The organism is Paenibacillus sp. CB74 (assembly GCF_055687625.1).
The window spans coordinates 6,663,502-6,679,986 of sequence record NZ_CM146009.1; the positions used below are offsets into that span (position 1 = coordinate 6,663,502).

Annotated in this window: 15 protein-coding genes; 11 read left to right on the top strand and 4 right to left on the bottom strand. The window is 47.4% G+C overall.

Going from position 1 to position 16,485, the window contains the following annotated elements:
* Positions 1 to 266 precede the first annotated feature (266 nt).
* The 6 genes from ACX9NY_RS29380 to ACX9NY_RS29405 all read left to right on the top strand — a co-directional run bounded on the left by ACX9NY_RS29380 (position 267) and on the right by ACX9NY_RS29405 (position 6,844).
* Positions 267 to 935 carry a succinate dehydrogenase cytochrome b558 subunit gene (locus ACX9NY_RS29380; protein WP_315937826.1) on the top strand — a complete coding sequence of 223 codons (669 nt, stop codon included), beginning with the start codon at positions 267 to 269 and terminating at the stop codon, positions 933 to 935.
* Positions 936 to 979: 44 nt separating this feature from the next.
* Positions 980 to 2,722, top strand: coding sequence for a succinate dehydrogenase flavoprotein subunit (gene sdhA / locus ACX9NY_RS29385; RefSeq protein ID WP_253440597.1), 1,743 nt, complete (start codon positions 980 to 982; stop codon positions 2,720 to 2,722).
* 411 nt (positions 2,723 to 3,133) lie between these two features.
* Entirely contained in the window at positions 3,134 to 3,898 is a 765-nt protein-coding gene (gene sdhB / locus ACX9NY_RS29390) for a succinate dehydrogenase iron-sulfur subunit (RefSeq protein WP_339237426.1), read from the top strand.
* 175 nt (positions 3,899 to 4,073) lie between these two features.
* Positions 4,074 to 5,048 (top strand): metallophosphoesterase, encoded by a 975-nt coding sequence (locus ACX9NY_RS29395; protein ID WP_342570980.1) that lies wholly within the window; start codon positions 4,074 to 4,076, stop codon positions 5,046 to 5,048.
* A gap of 264 nt (positions 5,049 to 5,312) precedes the next feature.
* Positions 5,313 to 6,044 (top strand): metallophosphoesterase family protein, encoded by a 732-nt coding sequence (locus tag ACX9NY_RS29400; protein WP_472476518.1) that lies wholly within the window; start codon positions 5,313 to 5,315, stop codon positions 6,042 to 6,044.
* A 167-nt stretch (positions 6,045 to 6,211) separates the two neighbouring features.
* Positions 6,212 to 6,844, top strand: a complete 633-nt coding sequence (locus tag ACX9NY_RS29405; RefSeq protein ID WP_339237419.1) for a GNAT family N-acetyltransferase — start codon at positions 6,212 to 6,214, stop codon at positions 6,842 to 6,844.
* A 471-nt stretch (positions 6,845 to 7,315) separates the two neighbouring features.
* On the opposite strand, the gene ACX9NY_RS29410 is transcribed toward ACX9NY_RS29405, so the two are convergent.
* Entirely contained in the window at positions 7,316 to 8,125 is an 810-nt protein-coding gene (locus tag ACX9NY_RS29410; RefSeq protein ID WP_472476520.1) for a histidinol-phosphatase, read from the bottom strand.
* Between the two features lie 30 nt (positions 8,126 to 8,155).
* Complete coding sequence (locus ACX9NY_RS29415; protein WP_036605798.1) at positions 8,156 to 9,058, bottom strand: LysR family transcriptional regulator; 903 nt, start codon at positions 9,056 to 9,058, stop codon at positions 8,156 to 8,158.
* 456 nt (positions 9,059 to 9,514) lie between these two features.
* Between ACX9NY_RS29415 and ACX9NY_RS29420 the strand changes: the two genes are divergently transcribed.
* The 5 genes from ACX9NY_RS29420 to ACX9NY_RS29440 all read left to right on the top strand — a co-directional run bounded on the left by ACX9NY_RS29420 (position 9,515) and on the right by ACX9NY_RS29440 (position 14,612).
* Positions 9,515 to 9,973, top strand: coding sequence for a chemotaxis protein CheX (locus tag ACX9NY_RS29420; protein ID WP_062837913.1), 459 nt, complete (start codon positions 9,515 to 9,517; stop codon positions 9,971 to 9,973).
* Between the two features lie 56 nt (positions 9,974 to 10,029).
* Positions 10,030 to 10,803: an SDR family NAD(P)-dependent oxidoreductase gene (locus tag ACX9NY_RS29425; RefSeq protein WP_472476523.1), complete on the top strand. Its 774-nt coding sequence runs from the start codon at positions 10,030 to 10,032 to the stop codon at positions 10,801 to 10,803.
* 435 nt (positions 10,804 to 11,238) lie between these two features.
* Positions 11,239 to 12,612 carry a DEAD/DEAH box helicase gene (locus tag ACX9NY_RS29430; RefSeq protein ID WP_339237413.1) on the top strand — a complete coding sequence of 458 codons (1,374 nt, stop codon included), beginning with the start codon at positions 11,239 to 11,241 and terminating at the stop codon, positions 12,610 to 12,612.
* A gap of 27 nt (positions 12,613 to 12,639) precedes the next feature.
* Positions 12,640 to 13,392, top strand: a complete 753-nt coding sequence (locus ACX9NY_RS29435) for an ABC transporter ATP-binding protein (protein WP_472476525.1) — start codon at positions 12,640 to 12,642, stop codon at positions 13,390 to 13,392.
* A 2-nt stretch (positions 13,393 to 13,394) separates the two neighbouring features.
* Positions 13,395 to 14,612 (top strand): ABC transporter permease, encoded by a 1,218-nt coding sequence (locus ACX9NY_RS29440; protein WP_342570975.1) that lies wholly within the window; start codon positions 13,395 to 13,397, stop codon positions 14,610 to 14,612.
* Positions 14,613 to 14,781: 169 nt separating this feature from the next.
* Here ACX9NY_RS29440 and ACX9NY_RS29445 read toward each other — a convergent pair whose 3' ends face one another.
* Both ACX9NY_RS29445 and ACX9NY_RS29450 read right to left on the bottom strand, forming a co-directional pair.
* Positions 14,782 to 14,907, bottom strand: a complete 126-nt coding sequence (locus ACX9NY_RS29445; RefSeq protein ID WP_206759599.1) for a YjcZ family sporulation protein — start codon at positions 14,905 to 14,907, stop codon at positions 14,782 to 14,784.
* Positions 14,908 to 15,169: 262 nt separating this feature from the next.
* The gene (locus tag ACX9NY_RS29450; protein WP_472476528.1) at positions 15,170 to 16,468 is read right to left on the bottom strand and encodes an aminotransferase class I/II-fold pyridoxal phosphate-dependent enzyme; all 1,299 of its coding nucleotides are present in this window, start codon (positions 16,466 to 16,468) and stop codon (positions 15,170 to 15,172) included.
* Between the last annotated feature and the right edge of the window lie 17 nt (positions 16,469 to 16,485).

Below are 16,485 nucleotides of genomic sequence, written 5' to 3' on the forward strand. Positions count from 1 at the left end.
TTCTTGCCCTTGATTAATCGTTTTCCATGTTGTATGGCCTGTAAACCCAATGTTTCACTACTTATACCTATAGGTTATAACATTTAATAATTATATTGCAATTCCCTTATAAGAAAAAAAGGAGTAACATGAAGCGTGACACAAGTTGTTCACACCTGGGGAAAACGGAACAATTTGTCGAACCTTTTCATGGAAAAGGATTCGTGTCATGATAAGTAAAATTATTTATGAAAACGTTGTATTTAGCGAAAGGGGATCGACATTTTATGAAAGGGTTTTACTCCAGAAAGCTGCACTCCTTGCTTGGCGTCATTCCGCTCAGTTTGTTTTTTGTTGAGCATTTGGTGACGAACTTCTCGGCAGTTGAAGGCGGCAAAGAAGCTTTTGACGGTGCTGTTGCATTCTTGAACAGTCTGCCACTGGTTATTGTTTTGGAAACGCTCCTTATCTGGTTACCGTTGTTCTATCACGGTGTATACGGTCTGTATATTGCTTATCAGGCCAAGCCTAACGTGGGACGTTATGGCAATGAGCGCAACTGGCGTTATACGTTGCAGCGTGTCAGTGGTGTCATTACGTTTGTATTCGTTATCTGGCATGTATGGGAGACGCGGGTGCAGGTTGCGTTGGGTACAGTCACCCACGAACAGCTAGGCGGTGTTATTCACGATATCGTGATGAACCCGGTAACATTTATTCTATATCTGATCAGTGTAGTTGCGGCATCCTACCACTTTGCCAACGGTCTGTGGTCGTTTCTTGTTAGCTGGGGAATTACCGTGGGTCCGCGTGCGCAACGTGTGTCCTCTTATGTATGCATGAGCTTGTTCGGTATTATCTCCATTATGTTTATTGCTTCCTTGTTCGCTTTCCGGAGCATGGATTTCCAAGCAGTAACTTCAATGGTTGACGTAGTAAAAACAGTTCTAATCTAAGCATTTATCGAGTTAAATGCTGACTTATAAGGGAGTGAACATCAATGGCATCAACGAATGTAATTATTGTGGGCGGCGGTCTCGCGGGCTTGATGGCGGCGATCAAATCGGCTGAAGCCGGAGTCCATGTTCATTTATTTTCACTGGTTCCTGTTAAACGATCCCACTCTGTATGCGCACAAGGCGGCATTAACGGAGCGGTAAATACCAAGGGTGAGGGTGACTCCCCATGGGTACACTTTGACGATACGGTATACGGCGGTGACTTCCTTGCGAACCAACCTCCGGTTAAAGCGATGTGCGAAGCAGCACCTGGTATCATTCACCTGATGGACCGTATGGGCGTAATGTTCAACCGGACACCGGAAGGTTTGCTTGATTTCCGTCGTTTCGGGGGCACGAAGCATCACCGTACGGCATTTGCCGGAGCGACAACAGGACAACAATTGCTCTATGCATTAGACGAGCAGGTACGTCGCTGGGAAGCAGCGGGCCTGGTTACGAAATATGAGAACTGGGAGTTCCTGCAGGCGGTTTTGGATGATGAAGGCGTATGTCGCGGGATTGTAGCTCAGGATCTGAAAACGATGAAGGTACAGACCTTCCCGGCAGAAGCGGTTATTCTGGCGAGTGGTGGTCCGGGTATCATCTTCGGTAAAACGACTAACTCAGTCATTAACACAGGTACAGCGGCAAGTGCGGTGTATCAGCAAGGTGTAAATTACGCTAACGGGGAGTTCATTCAGATTCACCCAACAGCCATTCCAGGGGATGACAAGCTGCGTCTCATGTCCGAATCCGCGCGTGGTGAAGGTGGACGGATCTGGACGTACAAAGACGGCAAGCCTTGGTACTTCCTCGAAGAAAAGTATCCTTCCTACGGAAACCTGGTTCCGCGTGATATTGCAACACGTGAGATCTTCAGCGTCTGCGTGGATATGGGGCTGGGCGTGAACGGCGAGAACATGGTTTATCTCGACTTGTCTCATAAAGATCCGAAGGAACTGGACGTTAAACTGGGCGGAATCATTGAGATCTATGAGAAGTTCATGGGCGATGACCCGCGTAAAATCCCAATGAAAATCTTCCCGGCAGTCCATTATTCCATGGGCGGCATGTGGGTAGATTACAACCAAATGACCAACATTCCAGGGCTGTTCGCAGCTGGTGAATGTGAATATCAATACCATGGTGCAAACCGTCTGGGTGCCAACTCATTGGTATCCGCGATCTATGGTGGTATGGTGGCTGGACCAAAAGCGGCTGAATATATCAAAGGACTCAAAAAATCGTCCGCGGATATCCCTTCTTCCGTATTTGAGAAACACACCAAACAACAAAGCGATAAATACGAAGGCATCATGAAAATGCAGGGTACAGAAAATGCCTATGTTATTCATAAAGAGCTTGGCGAGTGGATGACAGCCAACATGACGGTTGTACGCTACAACGACAAGCTTGAAGCCACGATTGGCAAGATCAAGGAATTGAAAGAGCGTTATGGCAAAATCAACATGTACGATAGCTCCGGTTGGAACAATCCGGGTGCAGCGTTTACCCGTCAATTGTGGAACATGATTGAACTGGCAGAAGCAATGACTCTCGGCGCTCTGCTCCGTAACGAAAGCCGCGGCGCGCATTACAAACCGGAATTCACGGAACGTAATGACGAAGAGTTCCTGAAAACGACCATCGCAAGCTGGTCGAAGGAAGGCCCGAAAATCTCGTACGAGCCAGTAGACGTATCCCTGATCCCACCACGTATCCGGGATTACTCCAAGGATTAAATATCACGGATTTATTTATATGGTTAAATGTTAAACACCTGAACAGAAGGCAGGAGAACTTTGGAGAAGCAGAGCTTCTTCAAAGTTACTGCCATCAACGTGAGGGAAATACCCAGAAGAAGCAAGCGCCTAGCAATGCTTCAGCACTTCAATACTGCCCATCCAGCATGAATGGAGTGCAGTTTCCAGCAAAGTGACTCAGTGCACGACGTAGCGGAGGAAGCGGAAATGCCCAGAAGAAGCAAAGCGCTCGCCTTTATCACCGGATTTTAACCCTGTGAAGGGGTGATCAAAAAAATCCGGGGATAACAGCGATCAGAGGGGCGTTCCGCTGACGAAGCGTCTCCCGTGCACCAAACCATTTTGCGCATCAGCAATACAATCATCGTCACCAGAGGAGGGGACAACGATATGGCGGAACAAGCTACAGCCAACAAAACCGTCAAGTTTATCATCACCCGTCAAGACAGCCCGGAGTCATCTTCGTACAACGAAGAATTTGAGCTACCGTACCGTCCTAACATGAATGTGATCAGCGCCCTGATGGAGATTCAGCGTAATCCGGTCAATACAGATGGCAAATCCATTGCTCCTGTATGCTGGGATTCCAACTGTCTCGAAGAAGTCTGTGGTGCCTGCTCTATGGTTATCAACGGCAAGCCACGTCAAGCATGTGCAGCCCTGATCGACAAGCTCGAACAGCCCGTTCGTATCGAACCGATGAAGACCTTCCCGGTGGTTCGTGACCTGGTCATTGACCGTAGCCGGATGTTTGGCGCCCTGAAACGCGTAAAAGCATGGATTCCAATCGATGGTACCTATGACCTCGGTCCAGGTCCACGGATGCCAGAGAAGAAGCGTCAGTGGGCATACGAGCTGTCCAAATGCATGACATGTGGTGTATGTCTTGAGGCATGCCCGAACGTTAATGAGAAAACAGACTTTATCGGTCCAGCAGCACTGTCCCAAGTGCGCCTGTTCAATGCTCACCCAACAGGGGAGATGAACGCCGACGATCGTCTGGAAGCGTTGATGGAAGACGGAGGCATTGAGGGCTGTGGTAACTCACAGAACTGCGTGCAATCCTGTCCAAAAGGCATTCCATTGACAACCTCCATTGCGGAAATGAACAAACAAACAACCAAGCATATGTTCAAACGCTGGTTGGGTGTATAATCTCGTCATAACAGGTGCAGAAGTGTAATCTGCAACATAGTAGAAGTCGTGATCCCGTGCAGCAACATGCCGGAGATCCCGGCTTCTTTTTGTGCTGAAGCAGAGGAACCGGGCTACCCATGAAGAATATGATATACTAAGGGGATGGATATGGAGCGTAGAAGGAGGGGGAGATATGGCAGAGACACCGCGTCAGGGTAGCAAAAACTCGTCGTCCCAGCGCACGTACAAGTCACCAGGTTCAGAAGAGTCTGTATTTCCTGGAGAGGAAAAGGATCATGATCCCTCTCGCCGAAGTTTCTTATTGCGCATGATTTTGATGACGGCGGGTGCGAGCTTGCTCACCGGGGGTTATGCCTGGCTTTGGGAGCCACGTCGTCTGGAAATCAAGCAAGTGGAACTGAAACTTCCGAAGTTCCCAAAGGCGTTTGACGGATTGCGTGTAGTTCAGTTCAGTGATGCCCATCTTGGTTTTCATACCGGAGTGAAAGAGATGAGAAAGCTGGCGGCAACGATTGAGGAGCAGCAACCGGACTTGATTTGTTTTACCGGAGACATAGTCGAGAGGGAATCAGAGCCGATGCGTGAATGTATTCCGGTACTCGCCTCCATGCAAGCCAAGTATGGCAAATTTGCTGTTTTGGGGAATCATGATTATCGGGGCGGACAGCAGAATGAAGTGGCTGCCATGTTCCATGAAGCAGGGTTCAAGTTGTTAAGGAACGAACATGTGGTGATTGAACAAGGGGGCGAACGTCTGGCCATAGCTGGTTTGGATGACGCACTTACAGGCAGGCCTGATCCTGCCCAAGCCATCAAGGGATTGAATCAAGATGTGTGGAAATTGCTGCTTATGCATGAACCGGATTATGCCGACATTGCCACGCCCTATGGTTTCGGATTGCAGCTTTCCGGTCATAGCCATGGTGGACAGGTACGATTTCCATGGGTAGGGGCACTGACAACTCCCCGAGGTTCACACAAGTATGTTCAGGGGCTGTATTACACGAATGTCCAGGGGGTATATTACTCCACTCAGACACAGATGCCCGTGTATGTGAATCGTGGTTTTGGCATGACCCAACTGCCCATTCGTTTTTTGTGCAGACCGGAATTAACAGTTTTTGAGCTTAAAGGATTAACCACATAAAAGGAATATGAGATCATATTAGTTCAACTAAACTTTTTACATGAGAACAGAGAGGACAGAAATAACGTGAAGAAGCGAAGTGTTCGCCTAAAAGCTTTCTGAAAGAAAGCTACATCGGAAGCATAAGCTATCTCGGGATTTTCCCTTTGAAGTAGGGAATCAAAAAATCTGGGGATAACAGCGATCGGAAGGTTATTCTGTCATCGGAGTGGCAAGTGTAAACGTACAACAGTGAACGATTCAACATGAATGGAGGTTATCCAGATGGAACGAATTGCGATTGTATCCGACATTCATGGCAACATGACTGCCTGGGAAGCAGTGCTGGAAGATATCAAAAGTCGCGGCGTAAAGCGAATCTTTTGTCTTGGTGACCTCGTGGGCAAGGGACCAGAACCGGTGCAGGTTGTGGATGGGATTAGAGCGGCGTGTGAAATTGTCATCCGCGGTAACTGGGATGAACTGGTTGCGGTTAACCAGGACAACGAGAACTTTACGTGGCAAGCAGAACGGTTGGGTGAGGAACGATTGGCGTATTTGGCGAGCCTGTCCTTCAGTCATCAATTTCAACTGAGCGGTCGCACCATCCGTTTGGTCCACGCATCACCTCAAAGTGTGTACCATCGTGTGCAGCCTTGGGACGCAATGGAAAAGAGATTGGCGATGTTTGATTCTCCGACTGATGAGTCTGTGCAAGGTGTTGCAGATGTTGTAGGTTATGGGGATGTGCATAATGCATATTTGCAGTATATGAATGGAAAATTACTGTTTAATGCAGGCAGTGTCGGTAATCCGCTCGATCTTCCCCAGGCTTCCTACTGTATTCTGGAGGGTGAAGAGAGCAACGATAGCAATACCCCGTTCAATGTTCAATTTGTGCGGGTACCTTATGATATTGAGCGAGAAGTACAGATTGCGCAGTCCGCGAATGTTCCGGCACTGGATTTCTATATCCGTGAGATTCGTACGGGCATCTACCGCGGGTTGCAGGAGTAGTCAACACCTAGGCTCTTTAGCGTTAGGAATTGAATGATGCAATATGTTAATACTATAATGCGAATACTAAAGTTCGTGGACTAGTTTATATGATATTACGCCGGATCACCTTCAGAGCATGCTTGTCTTACCGGACTCAAGCCCGTTAGGCAAAAGGAGCGATTGTCATGCTTACCCGAAAAATGCTGGTTCAAGGTCTGCCGGCTTTGTGGACAGAGCGTCTTGTCCTGCGAGCATTGCGTCAAAGTGATTACAGCACATTATCGGAACTTTTTTCCGATCCTCAAGTCATACGATATGTGAATCGGGGAAGCCAGCCCACACCGATCAGGGCGAGACGGTTATTGAACCAGATACGAAGCAGCAGTGCCAAGCTGGATTCGTTACATTATGGGATCTGCTGGAGAGGTAAGGAACAGGTCATTGGGATTACCTCTTTCCAGCACTGGAATGATCAGAATGGTACCGCACAGATTGGTTATATCCTGAACAGGTCCTGTTGGGGCAGAGGTGTGGCTACCGAGGCGGTACAACGGCTGCTGCAGTTTGGATTTGACGATCTTCATCTGTGGAGGGTGGAGGCACGTTGTTATGAGGCCAATGTTTCGTCACAACGGGTGCTAAGCAAAATAGGAATGACTTACGAACGGAGTCTTCCCTCATTTGGATTGCATGATGAGGATGACGAAGGATCAGAATCTCTGATGGATGTTAAAGTGTATAGCATGTATCGGGAACAATACGTACGTCCGCTTCAGGAGAAAGACTTGCACACACTGGTATCTGACAAGCCGCAATGACATAGATTAAGAGTAGTAGAACGTGGATGAATCGAACTTCAATCATTTGTTACACAATTGAAATATAGCTGCAATTGAACTCTAACAGACAGGGGGTAAACTTATCTCATGACCCCCTTTTTGATAATAGATAATGCTGTTGGGACCCGCGCGAGCGGGTTCATTTTTTTTGTCCATATAAGTTAACTATGGGGTAATTACACTGGCTACTCCGATGACAGAATAACTTTCCGATCACTGTTATCCCCAGATTTTTTGATTTCCTTTTGAAAAGGGTAAATCTGTTGATAGCGTATGCTTCCAATGCAGATTTCTTTCAGAAAGCTTTTAGGCGACCGCTTCGCTTCTTCACGTTAATCAGTCCTCTTCGTTATCGTGTAAAATTTAATTATATTTCCTTATATAGGGCAATACAAAACCCCCACGGCGTAAACAAGCGCGCTGTGGGGGTTACCTGTGGTTCTATATTTTTTACAGTGATACAACCTGCATCTGTTTCTGCTTAAAATACACCCATTCAGTGAATCCGATCTCCAGCAGACGTGTACGAACATCATCCAGCTCATCTGCAACCCGCTGTGGTTTATGAGCGTCCGATCCAAAAGTCACCTTCACCCCATAATGATGGGCGCGTTCCAGAATGGCATCTGAAGGGTACCAGCCACCGCTGAGTTTGGTTTTGCCAGATGTGTTAATTTCGATCGCTACATTGGATTCTGCAATGACCTGCAACGTTCCATCAATGGCCTGATCCGCGATAATTTCGGAGAACGGTGGATAATTTCCTTTCATCGCGTCAATGTGTCCAAGAATCTGGAACATGCCGCTGCGTGCCGATTGCCGGATTAATGAATAATAGCTTTCTTTCACTTCAACTTTGCGAGCATCGCTCAGTCCGTTCCACCGCGTTTTGTTGAAGATGCTTACATCCTCGGTATGATGAACGGAACCAATAATATAGTCAAAAGGATACTGTCCCAGTGTGGTACGGTACAATTCTGCATGAACAGGGAAGTAATCCGATTCAATGCCGAGTAACACATCGATTTTACCAGCGTACTCTTCTTTCAGAGCAAGGACTTCTTTCACATAATGCTGCAATTCAGACTTGCCCATTGCGATCCGTGGAAATGCCTGCTCAAGCTCACTGCCAAAGTATGGCGTATGATCCGAGATCCCGATGGCCTGAAGCCCTGCCTTAATACCTGCCTCTATATAATCGCGGATGTTGCCGTCTGCGTGACCACAACGAAAATGATGGGTATGAAGATCAAATTTCATATGGAATCCTTCCTTTCTCATGGCTCATTGTCATTCTGAACTGATGAATTGGGTTTCCGGCATGCCTTTGAGGTCACTTATGAATTGCTGCATCGCGGAGTTGAGGTACCGGCTGGATTTATAGATGACACCAACAGGATGACTGACCTCCAGCTCACTTAAGGGTATCATTCGCAATGTACCTTGACGCAACTCATGCGCAACCGATTGTTTGGAGATGACAGCTGCCCCGAGATCAATTTCGACCATCCGTTTCACTTCTTCGCTGCTGGACAACTCCATTACAATATTGGGTTCAATATTATGTTTCTTGAAAATGGTTTCCGTAAATCGTCGCCCTACGGTATCAGGAGACAGCAGAATCAATGGAGTGCTCCGGAGTACATCCACTGCAGCATGTTTTTTCTTCGCCAGCGGGTGGGAAGGAGATACCACGAGTTCAAATGTGTCATAGTACAGCACAGACGTATTCAGGTTGGGATTACGCTCCGTGAGATAACCGATACCAATATCAACCAGACCATTTTCGACCTGGGTATAGATCTGTGATGAAGGAAGGGATTGAATACTGGTTTTGATGAGCGGGAATTGATCTTGGAAATAGGATAACACCCTTGGCAAGATCTGAATAGCAATGGAAGTCGTTGTGCCTAACACAATCCGTCCCTGAGGCGTTTCATCGAGATCGGATAATTTTTGTTTCAACTCATCAACGATGTCGAGCATCCGTTCAGCATGTTCCAGAAATACCTGTCCACGGTCTGTGAGGGTAACGGGTTGGTTACGATCCACAAGAACGGTGCTGAATTCGTCTTCGAGGCTTTTGATCTGGGCTGAGACGGCAGGCTGAGTCAAGTTGAGAAGTTCACCCGCTTTGCGGAAGCTCATCGTTTTGGAAATGGTAATTAGTGTCTCCAGTTGGCTTATGTTCATAGGTGGCCTCCTTGCAGGAAAAGTATCTTCGATATGTAGATGTGGTGTGATGAAATCCCGTAACTGGTTATTGTTCCGTTATCTTAAATTATAGGTGATTCAGGACAGCAGAGCAATGAAGGGAATTATCGGGAGTAAAAGTAGTTCAAGAGACTGTGAAAAAAACGTGAATACAAGAATTTGATTTTTTTAACAGTTATGAAAAAGCAGTAATAAAGTCCTAAATGCCTTTTACCACGCACGATGATCGAAATGCTTTCTTCAAAAGAAGTGAAAAGCTCCGTTTATTCGCTAGAATCAGCTATAAACATTTGCCCCACGGATGACGATAAATTATAGTACACATGATTTAACGAATTCTTAATGAATTCTTGTACGTGATAAAGTATAATAAATTTAATGAATATGGGACTTTTGGTGTGTGACCAATAACCCAGTGTGAGGGGGACATAGACAGTGAAAGCGGAAGTGATTAATCCTTTCCTGGAATCGGCACGGAACGTATTCGAACAGCTCATCCAGGTTTCGCCTTCCACCGGGAGTCTTGGCGTGAAAAATGTAGAGTTCATTGCAGACCATGTCTGGATCGTGATTGGAATGACTGGACAACTTAGCGGAAACATAGTATTTGGAATCAATGAACAAGTTGCATTGAAAATTGTATCTGCAATGATGGGCGGTTTTGTCATTACAGAGATGGATGAAATGAGCAAAAGTGCAATTTCGGAACTGGGTAATATGATCAGTGGTAATGCCAGCACCATCCTGTCGAACCAGGGTGTTGTAGTTGATATTACACCTCCACAAGTGATGAAGTCCGAACATCTGACCACATTTAGTGCAACGAAAGCACTGAGCATTCCTTTGCTGATGGATGGCATTGGTGAGATGGATATTCAGGTCATGATCTCGTAGAATAGAGCCATATGCCTCAAGAGGCAATATGTGTTTAATACGGGAGGACATCGGGTATGCTGAAAGACCAGGTAGTGTTTATTACAGGTGCATCGAGTGGTATCGGTGCGCTGTGTGCGCAGATGCTGATAGAAGAAGGAGCCATCCCGATTCTGGCTGCCCGTTCGCGGGACAAGCTGGAAGAGATTGGTGCTTCGCTGAAAGGGCCGCATGAATTACTCACACTTGATGTTACGGATAGTGAGCAGGTTCAGGCAGCTGTAGAGGCAATATTGCATAAATACGGACGAATCGACATTTTGTTGAACAACGCTGGTTACGGGAAATTCGCGGCAATGACGGAGATGTCTGTACAGGAATTCAATGAGATGATGGACGTGAATTACATGGGCATTGTCCGCTGCACCAAAGCAGTGCTTCCACAAATGCTGGAACGGGGCAAAGGTCAGATTGTGAACGTGGCCTCGATGGCTGGCAAAATCGGTACAGCCAAATCCGCTTCCTATACAGCAACGAAACATGCTGTACTCGGATTTAGTAATGCGCTTCGTCAAGAGCTTCGCAAGACTGGCGTCATGGTGACAACGATTAATCCAGGTCCGATTGATACACCATTCTTCCAACGGGCTGACCCATCTGGCAACTATGTGAATAATGTACGTTGGATGATGTTGAAACCGGAAGATGTTGCGGGTCATATGATTCGGGCAATGAAAAAGCGCAAGGAAGAAGTGAATCTGCCAAGACTTGCTTCTGCTGGCATATGGCTGTACCAGCTATTTCCTCGTCTTGCAGATCGATTGTCGCACGGTGTAATGAATCAGAAGTAAATGTGATACGAGGCATCATATACGGGATGAGAGAAAGGCTCCGCCGAGGGGCTTTTCTTTTTTTTGGCGTGTTTACATACAATCCTGGAATAAGATTTGGTACACGGGCTTTTTTCGCATATAATGAAAGGTAATGTGATGACAGGCTTCGGTTATATCCGTACAAGCAGCTTATATGTTCAACTAACATTTACACAATAACGGAGAGGACAGAAATAACCTGAAGAAGCGAAGCTAAAAGCTTTCTGAAAGAAAGCTGCATCGGAAGCTTATGCTTCACCTTTATCAACGGATTTTTCCTTTTAAAAAAGGAATCAAAAAAATCTGGGGATAACAGTGATCGGAAGGTTGATCTGTCCTCGAAGTGTCAGTGTAAATAATGATTAGTTGAACTTATATAACATCAAAATGAATAATTTAAAAGGATGGACATACATGACGAATCAAACATTTGCTTCAATTGGCGTGGAACAGGATCTGGAGGCCGTTTTGGCGAAACATGGCATTAACGAACCTTCACCTGTACAGGCTCAGACCATACCAGTTATTCTGGAAGGCCGGGATGTTGTATCCAAATCCCAGACGGGAACAGGGAAAACGCTGGCATATCTCCTGCCAATGCTACAATCCATCAAAATGGATGTCAAAGGTACGCAGAAACTCGTTATTGCACCTACACAAGAGCTGGCGATGCAGATTGTACGTGAGGCACAGCGCTACGGGGAAGAACGCAAAATTGGTGTATTGGGTCTGATTGGTGGCGCGGCGGCAAAACGTCAGATCGAGAAGCTGCGTGAGCATCCACAATTGGTTGTGGGCACACCGGGACGACTGAAGGAATTGATTACACTCAAAAAACTGAAAATGCACAACGTCTCTACGATTGTTATCGATGAAGCGGACCAAGTGTTCCAACTTGGCGGCGTAAGTGACGTAAACTTTGTACTCAAGAGCGCATTGCGGGACCGTCAGTTGATCTTCCTTTCCGCAACGATTGATGAGCATACGGCTGGACTCGCAAAGCGTGAGATGAAAGAGCCTGTTCAGATCGGAATCGAACCGGATCGCGCTACGGCTGCGGGCCTTGAGCATTATTATTTTGTAGAAGAAAACCGTAACAAAATCGACATGCTGCGTCGTCTGGTTAGACAGTATAATCCGGATCGCGCAATCGTATTTGTGAATGCAACCGAAGATATTGGTGAAGTGGAAGCAAAAATGAATCATCTGGGCTTGTCCGCTGCTGCACTGTATGGGGATGCTGACAAAGTGACCCGAAGTAATGTATTGTCTGCCTTCCGTAATGGAAAACTGCAATTGTTGATCGCCAGCGAAGTTGCTGCCAGAGGACTGGATATCGAAGGATTGCCAATGGTCATTAACTATGACCCTGCCTTTGATTCGGAGCATTATGTTCACCGCGCAGGTCGTACAGGCCGAATGGGACGTTCGGGTATTGTACTCTCCATTGTGGATGAAACTCAGATTTTCATTATGCGCAAATTCGCTCGCGAGCTTGGAATCGAACTGTCAGAACGTGTACTCTTCGGCGGTAAAGTATTGGAGGCTGATCCGCGTCCGGATACGCGCCCGGAGGGACATTCGTTCTCCAGAAAACCAGGACAATCCAGAGATCGTAAACCAGGTCAGGGCAGCCGCAATGGCGGTACCCGAGCTACGATTTCCAATTCGCGTCCATCGGGCAGCAAACCTGCTGGCAATACAGGACGCACGGAGCGAGATCAGGATCGTAAAAACAAGGGAGCACCCAAGTGGAGTAAAGACAAAACGCCACGCTCCGAAGAATAGAATCTGACGAAAGGGGTGCAGGGATAGATGGAAAATGTTCAATCGCCTGTTCTGCAAATCAGCGGGCTAAGCGGAGGTTATAGTGCCAAACGGCCGGTCCTTCACGGCATCGATCTGGAAGTCGGACGTGGAGAGATGGTTGGACTAATCGGCTTAAACGGTGCTGGCAAAAGTACAACCATGAAACATATTCTCGGCTTGATGACACCTCAACAGGGTGAAGTACGAGTGATGGGCAAGAAGCGGGACGAGGATGCCCAGATCTATCAATCGGCCATGGCATTCGTACCGGAATCACCTGAACTGTATGATGAGATGACGGTAATGGAGCACCTGGAGTTTACGGCAAGAGCGTACAATGTGTCGGAGGCTGACTTCAAGCAACGTACGGAGAAATTGCTGAAATTATTCCGTATGAATGAAAAAAGTACAAGTCTGTCGACTCACCTGTCCAAGGGCATGCGGCAAAAGGTCATGATTATGTGTGCTTTTGTGGCAGGACCGCCACTGTACATTATTGATGAGCCTTTTCTGGGGCTGGACCCGCTGGGTATTCGCTCCTTGCTTGATTTTATGCTTGAGATGAAAGCTTCGGGATCATCCATCCTGCTGAGTTCACACATTCTGTCCACGATTGAAAATTACTGTGATCGTTTTATTGTTCTGCACCGCGGACAGGTGATTGCTCAAGGGACGTTGCATGAATTGCGCCTTCAATTCGGGGAATCGGATGCCACGCTGGAGCACATGTTCTATTCCCTCGTACAAGGCAGGGATTGAGCATGGATCTCAAGCTGCTATGGAAGCAAAGACGCACAGGATTCTGGAACGGAATTCTTCCTTATCTGGGATATGTCATCCAGAGCGGTGTAGCTATGGTCTTTTTATTTCTCGTCATTGCGTTCTCCGCCTGGTATACATCGTTTGTTCAGAACATTCCCGCAGAATTCCCGATTCGCTGGATTGCATTGTTACTGCTGGCGCCACTGGTGCTGTTTAGCAGTTATCGTACATATCTGCTTCCGGCAGATATTGTGTTCCTGCGACCACAGGAATACCGGATGCAGGAATATTTGAAGAACAGCTTTGCCCGGGGCATCATCTATAAAAGTCTGGGTCTGCTGCTTGTGTTTGTTACACTGTGGCCTCTCTATGTTAGAGCAGATCTGGATGCACGGCCATTTGGCTGGTTCATCGTATTCCTGCTGCTGTGGAAAGGATTGTCCAGTTATGGAGCATGGCAAGAGCTAAGAATGGTTCAGGTCGGGGCATCAAGAGCATATCGTCTCTTGCGTTGGGCTCTGTCAGTGCTGGCGGTTGGCGCATGGCTGTGGCAACCACCACAGCGCAGCATATGGTTCCTGCTGTTACTGGCTGTCGTCTATATCGTCGCCTTGCGTATACCGGTGAAACATAGGGTGGCGTGGGAACGACTGATTCAGGTGGAGCAGGGGCAGGCTGGCAGGGTGATGCGGACGCTCGGCTGGTTCGTGGATGTACCTTCATCCGGACAGAAAGTAAGTTCGCGTCGTTGGCTTAGCAAATGGGGGAGCGGTCTTCCATGGAACGCGGGGAAAGCTTACCGTTACTTAATAACCAAAACGTTTATTCGAACCGAAGTGTTCTCCATCGTGTTGCGCCTAGTTGTATTGGGCATGTTACTATCCTGGTGGACAGCAGGCAGCTACTTTGGTGTAGGCGTGTATCTGTTCTTCCTGTTGCTTGCAGGTGTACAGCTTGGTGCGCTGCGCCGCAGTCATAGTGAATCGTTCTGGATCATGATCTATCCGATCTCGGGAGAGAGTCGTCGTTCTCAGGTGTTGGGGTTCATATTCCATCTGCATGCGCTGGCTGCGTTGTTCATGTGGCTGCCTATGCTGGCTGCCGGAGCGAGTGGACTGACTGTCACCGGAGTAGCCCTTATTTTGGGCATACTGGTGATTGTGATTATGCGCCGTTCGCAAGGCAACAAGTGGTTGAAGGAAGAGGAAGATGAGTGAATGAATGATTGAACCTAACGTACCTCACTCCAGCCCAGATGGTGGTTGAGTTGGACGGTGATCATTAATAGAACAACAAAGAAGGGTATTCCGGGCTGTGTCCCGGAATACCCTTCTTCATGTTGCCATCAGATCACTTGCTTCTCCGCGCATGTGTGTGTATTTAGTACTAACAGAGGAATGATTTCGTGATAATAACGAGCAAGATGAACAGAACAAGAATGGCACCTGTGTTCGTAAATCCTCCGTAACCGCCGCATCCATAACCGCCTCTTGTATCTTCAACTCCAGACATGGTCATTCCCCTTTCAAGTGGTTGTTTGGCACGCCCTTGCGTACATCGTATACTATGTGCCTTGGGGGTGGGCTGATTGGGCCGATGCCCGGTAAAGCCAGAATTTCGAGCTTTTGGGCAGCTGTCCGGGTGTAGCAGTGATATCTGGCGAGTTGTAAAACACAAAAAGAACCAAAAGAACCCTCTATATATTCGGAGACATGTAACGTCGTCCCGGCATACAGAGGGTTCTTATATCATTCAGGGTTCAGGTCTGTTTTAACTAAGTCGTCCGCAGATCCTGAACTCCACGATAGACGGTTTCATACAGATCTTCCAATCCGGATTCTTCAATACAGGAGAATGCGATGCGCAGATCCGCTTCACCAAGCGCGATTGTACCCACGCCGTATTTGTGAAGTAGATGGCTCCGAAGTTCTTCAGCGCCAACTTCTTTCAGCTTCAGGCACATGAAGTAACCGGAGTTGAACGGATAATAATCCCATGCATCATCATACTTTCCGCTATCGAGAATGGCCTTCACTTTATTGGCGCGGCCTTTCATAATCTCGAACTTCTCCTGTTTCTGTGCTTCAAACTCCGGTGCTTTGAGTGCATCCAATACAAAAGTCTGGGAAGGATGCGGGCCGCTGGAGATCGTTGCCCGGATAATACCGAGTGTTTTTTGTTCCAATGCATGCAGAACGGCTACATCTTCATGGGCATACGTAATGAATCCAACGCGGAAGCCCCATACGAACTCTTCCTTGGTTGCACCATCCACTTTTACGGTCAACACACGTGGATGAATGTTGGCAAGCTTGCCAAACAGGGATTCATGAATGGAATCTTCGAAGAACAGCCCAAAGTACGCATCATCTGTTACAGCAACCACGTTCACGCCAGCTTCAGCTGCCTGATGAATCGTGTTTACAATGGCATCTGCTTCTTTGGCTCCAGGCGTATAACCTGTAGGGTTATTCGGGAAGTTGAGCAGCACGATGGCTTTACCTTTGTCCTTTTGATCAAGCAACGCCTGAAGCAGACCGTCACTGTTGAAGTTCAATTGATCATCGAACAGGGGATAATGAACCAACTGGCCATGACGACGGATGCCGAAGGTCAGCTCGTAATTTTCCCAGTTTTTATCCGGATATATGACAGCGTCCCCTTCATCGGTGAACAGGTCGGCTACGATACTTAGTCCATGGGTTAATGCATTGGTTACAATCGGATTGCCGAATGTTTTGCCTTCCAGGGAAGGTGTCTCCTTCAGCATCTTGTCTCTCCAGACGGTCCGCAATTCAGGTTTGCCTGCAGGTGGAGCGTAAGGATACAGATCCTTTGGCTGGAATGCAGACAGCTTCTCCTGAATAACCTGGAGATGCATCGGCACACCACCCTCCAGGGCGATACCAATCGTGGCATTATGGGTCTTGGCCAAGCTTGCTGCTTCAGCAGATTGACTCAAAATCCCCTCTTTTGGAAAATAAATTTCTTTGCCAAGCTGTGACAGCATGGAGTAGACGTGACTGCTGCCTGTCTGAATACTTTCGTTCAACTGTTCAGCCAGTGGATTCATTCTTTTCATCCTTCCAA